Below are 9,210 nucleotides of genomic sequence, written 5' to 3'. Positions count from 1 at the left end.
CACCTACAAGGTCGATTTCTCCAAACATAAGGAGACCGACGACCATATGCGCTCTGCCAAGGTGGATGCGCTCAAGACCGTGGGACTGACCATCCCCGGAGTGGGAATGGATTTGGTGAGCGGCTACCTGGAAAAGGGCTCGAAGGAAGTGCTCGACAACGTGCTGCAACGCCGCATTCTCAAGAATGTTCCGCCGGATCAGATCACGCCTCTGATGAAGGCATGGGGGAAGACCCAGATGTGGGCTCAGGAATCCGACGAGGTGGCTCGTACCATCAGCAAGTGCGAGAAGGCTTGCAGCGCAATGGGAGGCATCGGCGTCATCTTGAATGGCGTGGGAGAGAAGTTCGCCATGGATTCATGGCTGGACACCATGGATGCCATCGGAGTCCTTGAAGCCGATATCGAGTCCATCAACCAGTGGATCCTCTATTACAAGAAGCGCAATCCCTGCGACGGCGCCTGCCAGAACTGCCTGAAAGCCCTCTATGCCGAGCGTGATGCGGCCGAAGAATACCTGGAGCTCATGCACGCCGAAGACGATCACAACTACTCTGACGTGCTCACTAGCCATTGGAATACGGCGATATCGCTCATGACCTTCGTCGCCTCGAAGGGGAGCGGCTCGGTGGCAAACGCTGCAGGCACCTTTGGCAACGTGACGGGCAAGGCCTCGTTGGCAACCGACGGGCTCTCCACCTCGATCCACCTGATGCGAGCCCACTATCTGGATAAGGCCAAGTATGCCTACGATATGGCGGCCGCCTACCGGCAGACCGTGTGCAAGGAGGTTCCGAAGAAGGGCGGAAGCGATGGAGGCGCCGACGCTGAAGATTACAGAGGCACCATCGATTGGAATAGGTTCTACGGGCTCGGATCCAAGGTAATCCTCGATCCATCGGGCATTGTCTATGAGGCACTCGAGAGCAACCCGGTGGAAGGAGCGCAGGCGTCCATCTATGTGGCAGATGATGCGAGCGGGCGCAATGCGCAGCCATGGAACGCATCCGACTACGAGCAAGAAGCAACGCAGATCACAGGTGCAGACGGCGCCTTCCAGTGGGACACCCCAACAGGCTTCTATCAGGTGAGGGTCACTAAAGGCGGATACGACACCGCTGAGACAGACTGGCTTTCCGTGCTTCCCATTCGTACCGGGTTGAAGGTGGGTCTGAGGTCGGCGCAGGCGCCGAGCGTTTCGAATGCACACGCTTATGCCGATTACATCGAGCTCGAGTTCAGCCAATACATGAAAGCTGCCGAAGGGATTGGGACGAGTGCTTCTATAGATGGCGAAGATACGCGTCTTGAATGGGTCGATCCGAAAGAAGCGAGCGACGCCGATGGAGGAGGAGCGCTCTCGAAGGTTCTGCGCATCTACCCGCAAAAGACCCTGCCTGAAGGGGCTAACGTCTCGCTGGAGTTGAGCGGCGCGAAGAGCTACACGGACAAAGCATTGGGCGATCTATTTGGGAAATGGTCGCAGACGCTCACCGTCAAGAAGCGCCCGGCGCAGCTCGTTGCGAACTACGAGAACGCGATCGTTTTGCAAAGCGATGCTGCCGAACCTGTACAGGTGGTGGCGTATGTGCGCTATGCGGATGGCACGCCTGTTGCGAACCAACTGGTGACGGTACGGGTAGAGGCACCCAGCATCGCGGCGCTCGACGACATAAGCGTTGCAGATGCCTCTGGTGCCGCCGCCGCAGAGGGCGCGACGGACTCCCAAGGCAAAGTCTCGTTTGCTCTCAAAGGCGATCTCCCCGGCATGACGACGCTCACCCTTGCGGCCAGTGACACATCCCTTTCCAAGGAACTGGCGGTGCGCACCACATCGGATGCGGCGCAGCCCGTGCGACCCACTGCAAACATCGGTGAAGCCACATTCGATGCGCTGTCTCCGAAGGAGAACAACGTGACGGTCGTGAAGGGATCGAAGCTTACTTTATCGACCACCACCGAAGGCGCGACGATTTACTACACCACTGATGACACCTGCCCCTGCAATGCGAACGGGACACGGCAGATTTACACTGGGCCTATCGATGTAACAAAAGATACAAAGTACCGCATTGCTGCATATAAGGAAGGTATGCCATTTGATGAATATAGTGAGCGGCTGAACCTTACTATAACCACAACTGAGGATGAGTCTGAACCGTCAGGCGATGGTGAGCAGGGAGGTGGAGACAACGGTGGAACCAATCAGGGCAATAGCGGAAGCATGAACGGTGGCCAAGGGAATAACGGTGGTTCGGATGCACCTGAGGCATCAGGAGGCAACCAGGAAACCAATTCGGGTCAGACAGATAACGCGAACTCCGTCACTGATACTGATAAGCCTGCTAGCTCTTTAGGCTTTTTGGCAGAAACAAGTGACAGCTTAGGCTTGCCTGTGCGTATTGCGCTGATTCTCTTTTGCGCTTCTGCTATAGGACTGGTTTCTTTGCTGCTCTATGTTCGTCGCAAAAGACTCAATGGTCGTAGATAAATACGTAAAAGAGATTGGGTGTCAATAGGCTGTGTGGGTTAGCGGTATCCATGCAGCCTATTGAATATAAAAGATGCGCAACGCGAAATGACGCCTACTGGCAGAATATGTTTCATGCTCTGCCGGCATCTAAGCAACTGTGGCTGATAAACGGACAAATCGTCTATCAGGGCTTGATAGTAATATCAAGCGCATCCTTAATGACCCCTGCCTAACGTCTATTCCCAATGACCGCCGACAGCCTTTGTTTCCCAATGGCCTTCTTCGGAATGGCTTACCGTGTTGTAGCCGATGATTTTCTGACGGGTTTCGCTATGATGACCGGATCCTTCACCGGCTTTCATGTGCTCTTTCGCATGGGCGGAGGTGTTGTCGGTGATGTCGTCTACGTCCGACATCGACTGTTCTAATCACCCCATTTATCACCTCGATGGCAACGATGTTTTCCAGCACGCGGCCGTAGTCTATGTTCTTGGTTCCAAGGCACGCGAACCGAAACCCTTGGTCGACAAGGTAATATTTATCCTCCGACCTTAGGTATCTTTCCCGCGTCGTCTCGCAGCCTCGCCTCATCAGCTCCAGGAAGACGGCGTTCTCGTACATGCGACCCTAATCCATCATCTATTCCTTCTCGGTTTCGAAAGTCGTATTTATTTAGAGTTTCGAAACCGAGAAGGCAATATGCACAAGGACGCGTCGAGGAGCGAATCCCAATCGTGCTATGTCGGCAGCGGCGTTGGGGCACATTCGCTCGTGCTACAATGCGGGCATCATCGATTATTCAAGTCCCATCGGAACGGCGATCCACACCGCCGGCGTCTTTGGACCTACCATCGCCGGGCTCTCGTTGATCCCGGGAGGCTTTACCCTGAAGCGCGGCCTCGCGTTCACGTTCGGCGGACTGAGACGCTCGCTCCCTTGGACCGCGGCGTTCCTCGCCGTGCCGCTGGTTCTTCTTACCGCCGCCTCCGATGGCCTCGCGGAAGGCTTCAGCCCAATCTCCGCCATGGGGGTCTTCCTTGCTGCCCTCATGGTGAGCGGCGGTAACGAGGAACTGGGTTGGCGAGCGGTCCTGGAGCCTGAGCTTGAGCGAAGAATTCCTTTTTTCGCGGCCTGTCTTGCCACCGGGGCGATTTAGGGCCTGTGGCATGTGCCGCTGTGGTTCACGCAGGGCGCCGGGAGGGAGACGACCCCGTTTCTTGCGTTCGTAGCCCTCGCCGTGCTCCTCTCGTTCTGGCTGTCGGCGCTCTATCGCGCGGGCGGGTGCGCCTTCTCCTGCTGCCTTCTCCATGCGTTGGCGAACACGCTAATCGGGGTGCTTTCGCTTTCAAGCATTTCACTCGTGATAGCCGCGGCCCGCGGCGCTCGCCCTCACGGGGCTCTCGTTGGCCGCTTTCCGCCGCAGGCTCCCAATCGAAGAGGTCTGCGGCGGAAAACCGGAATGGCCTGCTCCGTGAATTAGGTGAGGCCGCGCTGGCGAACGGTCGCAGACAGGCGAGCACCCTGAACCGGAATGCCGTTCCGATCCAGGGTGCTCGGTTTTTCTATATGTGGACAGGCGTGCAAGAGGGGGCACGAGAAGCGACCCTGAGGACCCCACCCTTGCTCGACCGCGCTGACGGGCTTCGGGCGAGCTCGTAGTAAACGCGGCAAATACCGGGGGATCTCGTCCTTTTACAGCCGCCCGATATGACAAAGGGACTGCCGCTTTGTCATATTCCGCACCTACGCGAGTGCCTGATCGATCAGCTTGTTGAGTGTCTCGCGCTGCTCAGCGGAGCTAATGCTGCCCATGATCGGCTCTCCCACGATGTTGCCGTTCTGGTCAATCACGTAGGTGGCCGGGAACGAGTACAGGTTGGAGGTGAACTTTCCGGCCTCGCTATCTGACTTAAACCAGATGTTTTTGTACGTCACGCCCTTTTTGGAAAGCACGTCCTTGGCATCGGCCACCTCGTCCTTGTTGCCATCGAGCGTAAAGGAATTAACGCCCACGACCTGGCCGCCCTTTGCGGCAAGCTCCTTGTTAAGCTCCTCCAGATCGCTCAGTTCGCCCACACAGGGCTTACAGGTGGTAAACCAGAAGTTCATGACGGTGACCTTGTTATTGGAGAACAGCTCGTCGCTGTTGACATCGTTGCCATCCAAGTCCTTGCCCTTAAAGCTGGGAAACTTCGCCGCCTCGCTTTTGGCGTTGGTCATCCCTGCGGTCGAGGCATCAACGCTCTCCCCCTCGCCAGGAGTGCTGCCACATCCGGGGAACTCCTTCTCCAGCGCCGTGAGCTTCTCCTCGATTTCCTTGACTTGCTGTGCGCCGGCCTTAAGCGTCTTGAACTCGTCAGCCGTAAACTGGTCCTTGGCGCTCTCGATGGTATCAAGCAAAAAGTCGCCGTAGTTCTTGCCGTCCTCAATCATGGGAGCGTCTTTGTTGGCTGCAAGGAACACCTTTTCCCACAGGGCGCTATCGCTCGCAAAGATCTCGTTTTCCTTTTGCATCAGCTGCTGAAACAGTTCGGTCGCCTCCTCGGCGCCCGCCGGTTTTTGTGCCACGAGCTCGGCAATCTGCGCATCGCCGCTCGCGGCATCGCTTGCGTCGTCCTTGGGCGCGGAACAAGCCGCGAGGCTCAGCGCCAGCACGGGCACCATCAACAGACTCGCAATTTTCGACAGTTTCATGTTTTCCTCCGTTATATCGAAGCTTATAGGTACCTATCTGTTTTCGCGGGCTTGCGAAGGTTGCGCGGGCTTGTCGCCCGTCACACCCAGCCCGTAGCGAAAGCCAATGGCATCGGCGGGGCACGCGCCCACGCATTTGCCGCAACGAATGCACTCGGCATGGTCAGGCGTACGCGTTACATCCACGTCCATCTTGCACACCTTGGCGCACGTGCCGCACGAGACGCACTTGCACTGATCAACCTGGATTCCCAGCAGGGAGACTTTGTTCATCAACCCGTAAAACGCACCAAGCGGGCAAACCCATTTGCAGAAGGGGCGGAAGAACAGTACGCTCAGCACCGCAACCGCAATGAGGATCGCGAGCTTCCAGGTAAAGAGCTTTCCCAGCGCGGAGCGGATTCCCGCATCCATGATGGACAGCGGAATCGCGCCCTCGAGCACGCCCTGTGGGCAGATGTACTTGCAAAAGAACGGATCGCCCATGCCCACATCGTTGACCACCAAGACGGGCAGCAGCACCACGGAAAACAGCAGCACCGCGTACTTGATGTACGTGAGCGGCTTGAGCCTTTTCGTGGAGAGCTTTTTGCTGGGAATCTTATGCAGAAGCTCTTGCAGCCATCCAAACGGGCATAAAAAGCCGCATACAAAACGCCCCAGCAGCACGCCGATCAAAATGAGGGTTCCGGTGACGTAATACGAGAAGCTGAACTTAGACGAGCCCACCACCGACTGAAACGATCCGATGGGGCACGCGCCCGAAGCCGCCGGACACGAGTAGCAGTTGAGTCCCGGCACGCAGACGGCCTTACCCGCCCCCTGGTAGATGCCTCCCTTGGCAAAGTTGGGCAGGTGAATATTGGTCGCGAGCGTCGCCGCCGCCTGAATCAATCCGCGGTATCGCGCCAAAAGGCGTGATACGGTATTCCTTCTTTTATCCAATTCCGATACACTCCAAGCACAGCCTGATTGCCTTGGCCAGCACGGCTTCTGCCTCGCCGCGCACAGCACCAAAGCTCACCATGGCTATCCCGGCGATCAGCAAAGCCACCTGCGCCACAGGCTTAATCGCTTTGAACAATTTGACCACTCCTTTCGCTTCGCAACCCATTGGACCATACCGACTGTAAAATCCGCGTTAAGCGCGGATGACTATGCAAGGAGAACGTTATGCGTATCTTGGTCGTCGAGGACGAGCGGGCGCTGTGCGATGCGATCGCACGCAGCCTGCGCAACTTGGCCTATAGCGTCGACTGCTGCCACGACGGGCAGCAGGCGCTCGACCTGCTCGATGTCGAGACCTTCGATCTTGTCGTGCTCGACCTTAATCTTCCCCGTGTCGACGGCATGACCGTGCTCAGGCAACTCAGAAAAACTGATTGCGAGACCAAGGTGCTCGTGCTCTCGGCACGTGGTGAGGTCGCCGACAAGGTGGCGGGGCTCGATGCCGGCGCCAACGACTACCTCACCAAGCCGTTCCATCTTGACGAGCTGGCGGCGCGCATCCGTAGCCTCACGCTCAGGCGCTTCACGCAAAACGGTACTGTTCTCACCTGCGGGTCGCTGAGCTTTGATACCAAGACTCGCGTCGCCTCGGTGGGCGACGTGTCCTTATCCCTCACGCGCAAGGAAACCGGCATCCTGGAATACCTGATGCTCAACCAAGGGCGACCGGTGAGCCAAGAAGAGCTTATCGAGCACGTATGGGACTGCAGCGTCAACAGCTTTAGCAACGCGACTCGCGTGCACATCTCGTCGCTGCGCAAAAAGCTGCGCGGCGCGTTGGAGCACGACCCCATCCGCAACCGAATCGGCGAAGGCTACGTTATGGAGGATGGCGAATGAAGCGGATATCGCTGCAGTGGCGCATTACGCTGATGACAGCCCTGCTGATATGTTTGACCTGCGTACTTATCAACTGCTTGGTCGGCTACTCCGGCATGCTCCACATGGACTCGATTGGCGCTGAAGTGTCGGCGCATGGCGAGGTTGAGGCCGCCTCGTCCAGCTCATTTGACCCGACGAGCAAAGATCTCGACGACGAGCTGACCATCGTCGTGAGCAACGCCCAAGAATCGTTTGGCGCGACGAGCTGGTATATAACCGCGGCGGTGACGCTGCTCGGCGGCGTGCTGGCCTATTTTGTGAGCGGGCGTGCGCTGCGGCCGCTGCGCTCCTTTGCGGCGCAAGTCGAGAGCGTGCAGCCCGACAACCTCGCCGACACAAAGATCAGCGAAGACGTACCTGCCGAACTCAGGCGCTGCAGCGCGTCGTTTAACGACATGATTGCCCGCCTTGACGAGGGTTTTTCTGCGCAAAGGCAGTTTACGGGCAATGCGGCGCACGAACTGCGCACGCCGCTCGCGCTCATGCAGGCCCAGGTTGAACTGTTTTGTGCCGAGCACCCCGGCGTTGACGCTGACACGGCTAGTCTGCTTCGGCTGCTGCAGGAGCAGACCGAGAGAATGACGCACATGGCAGCGACGCTACTCGAAATGAGCGAGCTGCGCAGTGTTCCCTGCAACGACGAGATTGACCTGGCGCCGATGATTGAGGAAGTGCTCACCGACCTGGCGCCGCTTGCCGAGGAAAAGGGCATCATGTTTGCAAGCGAGGGCGAAGCGCAAATGATCGGCAGCGACACGCTGATCTATCGACTGCTGTTCAACTTGGCCGAAAACGCCATTCGCTACGGCGCACCCAGCTCGACCGTGCAAATCAGCACCCACGACGAGGGCGACCGCGTGCTGCTGCGCGTGCGCGACCAGGGGCTGGGCATTCCCGAGCAATACCAGACGAGCATCTTCCAGCCCTTCTTTCGCGTCGACAAATCGCGCAGCAGGGCATATGGCGGCGTGGGCCTGGGGCTTGCGCTAGTCTGGGAGATCGCCGCGCTCCATGGCGGCTCCATCGAGGTCGAAGAGAGCTCGGAGAGCGGAACGACCATGCTCGTGACCCTTCCCGCACGCGCACTCGCATGGTGTACCAGCAGCTCGTCTACGAAGCTATGACGTCGCAATAGGGAAGCCGCGGCCGGCGAGGGGGATTTCGTGGCGGCCAGCGGCGATACGAAGGTGTGCGTCCAGGTCACCGAGAATACGACCGAGCCTGCGACCATCGGACGCGAGCTCAAGCCGCTTCGCGCCATACGCGCGCGCACTCCAAGGCAGTCATGGCCATGAGGGGGGATACCCGACCGAGGTCGACAGCATCAAGATCCTCGGTGCCGCGGACTTCCTGTTGCATCGCAGGAGGGATTGCGTAAACGGCGGCTTAATTACCGTATTTACTCACCGCCGTCGCTGGCGGCTTTGCCATGACCCTCGTACGAAACGAAACTCAGCGGCACGGTGCGGCACTCAAAAGTGCGGGTCAAAGCCCCATCGGCTTATTCCAACTCTTTCAAGTTCATTTGCCGTGGCGACATTCCAATTGGGTCTAGTTTGGTTGTCGATTTGTCCACCTTGCCTTTTTCGATTTAACGTATTGCTCTTCAGATCATCGTTGTGTGCTCGTAGCCGCACTCCACGAAGAGCCGCTCGGCAACGTCGAGAATCTTCTCGACCGCCTCCTCCGGGTACTTATTGCGTGCCACGGGCACCTCCGTCCTTATTTTCACGATAAACATACCATGAGTGGCGTGCGGGTCGAGAAGGGCTGGCGCCAAAAGAGCCCAACGGCCGTTACGGCTTCGTTAGAAACGCGCCCCACCATGGATGGTGAACCCGAAAGGTAAGGCGCGCGGGCACGGCGACTCGGCCCGCGCGCCCGGAAGAGAAAGGATAAACCCATGGGTTACATGCTCGAGACGCGCGGGCTCACCAAGCGCTTCGGCCGCGGCGACCAGGCGCAGGACGCCGTGGCCGACGTGAGCCTTCATATCCGCGAGGGCGAGGTGTACGGGCTGCTCGGTCCCAACGGCGCCGGCAAGTCGACAACGCTCAAGATGATCTGCGGGATGCTGCGGCCGACGGCCGGGGAGATCCTCTTTGCCGGGCACGCCTGGCGCCGCGAGGACCTCTACGCAATCGGCAGCCTCA

The 9,210-nt window shown here is 58.3% G+C and carries 9 protein-coding genes; 5 read left to right on the top strand and 4 right to left on the bottom strand.

Going from position 1 to position 9,210, the window contains the following annotated elements:
* On the top strand, window positions 1-2,491 hold a 2,491-nt coding region (locus ACWI8T_RS06730; protein ID WP_449138384.1), incomplete at its 5' end, for a chitobiase/beta-hexosaminidase C-terminal domain-containing protein.
* 218 nt (window positions 2,492-2,709) lie between these two features.
* Here the strand turns inward: ACWI8T_RS06730 and ACWI8T_RS06725 are convergent.
* Entirely contained in the window at window positions 2,710-2,889 is a 180-nt protein-coding gene (locus ACWI8T_RS06725) for a hypothetical protein (protein WP_449138383.1), read from the bottom strand.
* A gap of 323 nt (window positions 2,890-3,212) precedes the next feature.
* Here ACWI8T_RS06725 and ACWI8T_RS06720 point away from each other — a divergent pair, with 323 nt between their 5' ends.
* Window positions 3,213-3,629: a hypothetical protein gene (locus tag ACWI8T_RS06720; RefSeq protein ID WP_449138382.1), complete on the top strand. Its 417-nt coding sequence runs from the start codon at window positions 3,213-3,215 to the stop codon at window positions 3,627-3,629.
* 587 nt (window positions 3,630-4,216) lie between these two features.
* On the opposite strand, the gene ACWI8T_RS06715 is transcribed toward ACWI8T_RS06720, so the two are convergent.
* Genes ACWI8T_RS06715 through ACWI8T_RS06705 form a run of 3 tightly spaced genes read right to left on the bottom strand, consistent with a single transcriptional unit; the run spans window position 4,217 to window position 6,260 of the window.
* Window positions 4,217-5,167, bottom strand: a complete 951-nt coding sequence (locus ACWI8T_RS06715; RefSeq protein ID WP_449138381.1) for a TlpA family protein disulfide reductase — start codon at window positions 5,165-5,167, stop codon at window positions 4,217-4,219.
* A 33-nt stretch (window positions 5,168-5,200) separates the two neighbouring features.
* Window positions 5,201-6,112 carry a 4Fe-4S binding protein gene (locus tag ACWI8T_RS06710; protein ID WP_449138380.1) on the bottom strand — a complete coding sequence of 304 codons (912 nt, stop codon included), beginning with the start codon at window positions 6,110-6,112 and terminating at the stop codon, window positions 5,201-5,203.
* Window positions 6,105-6,260, bottom strand: a complete 156-nt coding sequence (locus ACWI8T_RS06705; RefSeq protein WP_449138379.1) for a CD1871A family CXXC motif-containing protein — start codon at window positions 6,258-6,260, stop codon at window positions 6,105-6,107. The genes ACWI8T_RS06710 and ACWI8T_RS06705 overlap by 8 nt, the downstream gene beginning before the upstream one ends.
* Before the next feature lie 80 nt (window positions 6,261-6,340).
* Between ACWI8T_RS06705 and ACWI8T_RS06700 the strand changes: the two genes are divergently transcribed.
* The 3 genes from ACWI8T_RS06700 to ACWI8T_RS06690 all read left to right on the top strand — a co-directional run.
* On the top strand, window positions 6,341-7,015 hold the full coding sequence (locus ACWI8T_RS06700; protein ID WP_449138378.1) for a response regulator transcription factor: 675 nt from the start codon (window positions 6,341-6,343) through the stop codon (window positions 7,013-7,015).
* Window positions 7,012-8,181, top strand: coding sequence for a sensor histidine kinase (locus ACWI8T_RS06695; protein WP_449138377.1), 1,170 nt, complete (start codon window positions 7,012-7,014; stop codon window positions 8,179-8,181). The genes ACWI8T_RS06700 and ACWI8T_RS06695 overlap by 4 nt, the downstream gene beginning before the upstream one ends.
* 779 nt (window positions 8,182-8,960) lie before the next feature.
* A partial coding sequence (locus ACWI8T_RS06690; RefSeq protein ID WP_449138376.1) for an ATP-binding cassette domain-containing protein occupies window positions 8,961-9,210 on the top strand: 250 nt, incomplete at its 3' end.

This window comes from Slackia sp., from assembly GCF_977041755.1.
This window is presented reverse-complemented; position numbering and strand designations above follow the sequence as displayed.

Bases quoted from the DNA above. Each gene is read 5' to 3' on its own strand.
- ACWI8T_RS06695 (WP_449138377.1), top strand. From the start codon at position 7,012: ATGAAGCGGATATCGCTGCAGTGGCGCATTACGCTGATGACAGCCCTG.
- ACWI8T_RS06700 (WP_449138378.1), top strand. From the start codon at position 6,341: ATGCGTATCTTGGTCGTCGAGGACGAGCGGGCGCTGTGCGATGCGATC.
- ACWI8T_RS06725 (WP_449138383.1), bottom strand. From the start codon at position 2,889: ATGTCGGACGTAGACGACATCACCGACAACACCTCCGCCCATGCGAAA.
- ACWI8T_RS06715 (WP_449138381.1), bottom strand. From the start codon at position 5,167: ATGAAACTGTCGAAAATTGCGAGTCTGTTGATGGTGCCCGTGCTGGCG.
- ACWI8T_RS06720 (WP_449138382.1), top strand. From the start codon at position 3,213: ATGTCGGCAGCGGCGTTGGGGCACATTCGCTCGTGCTACAATGCGGGC.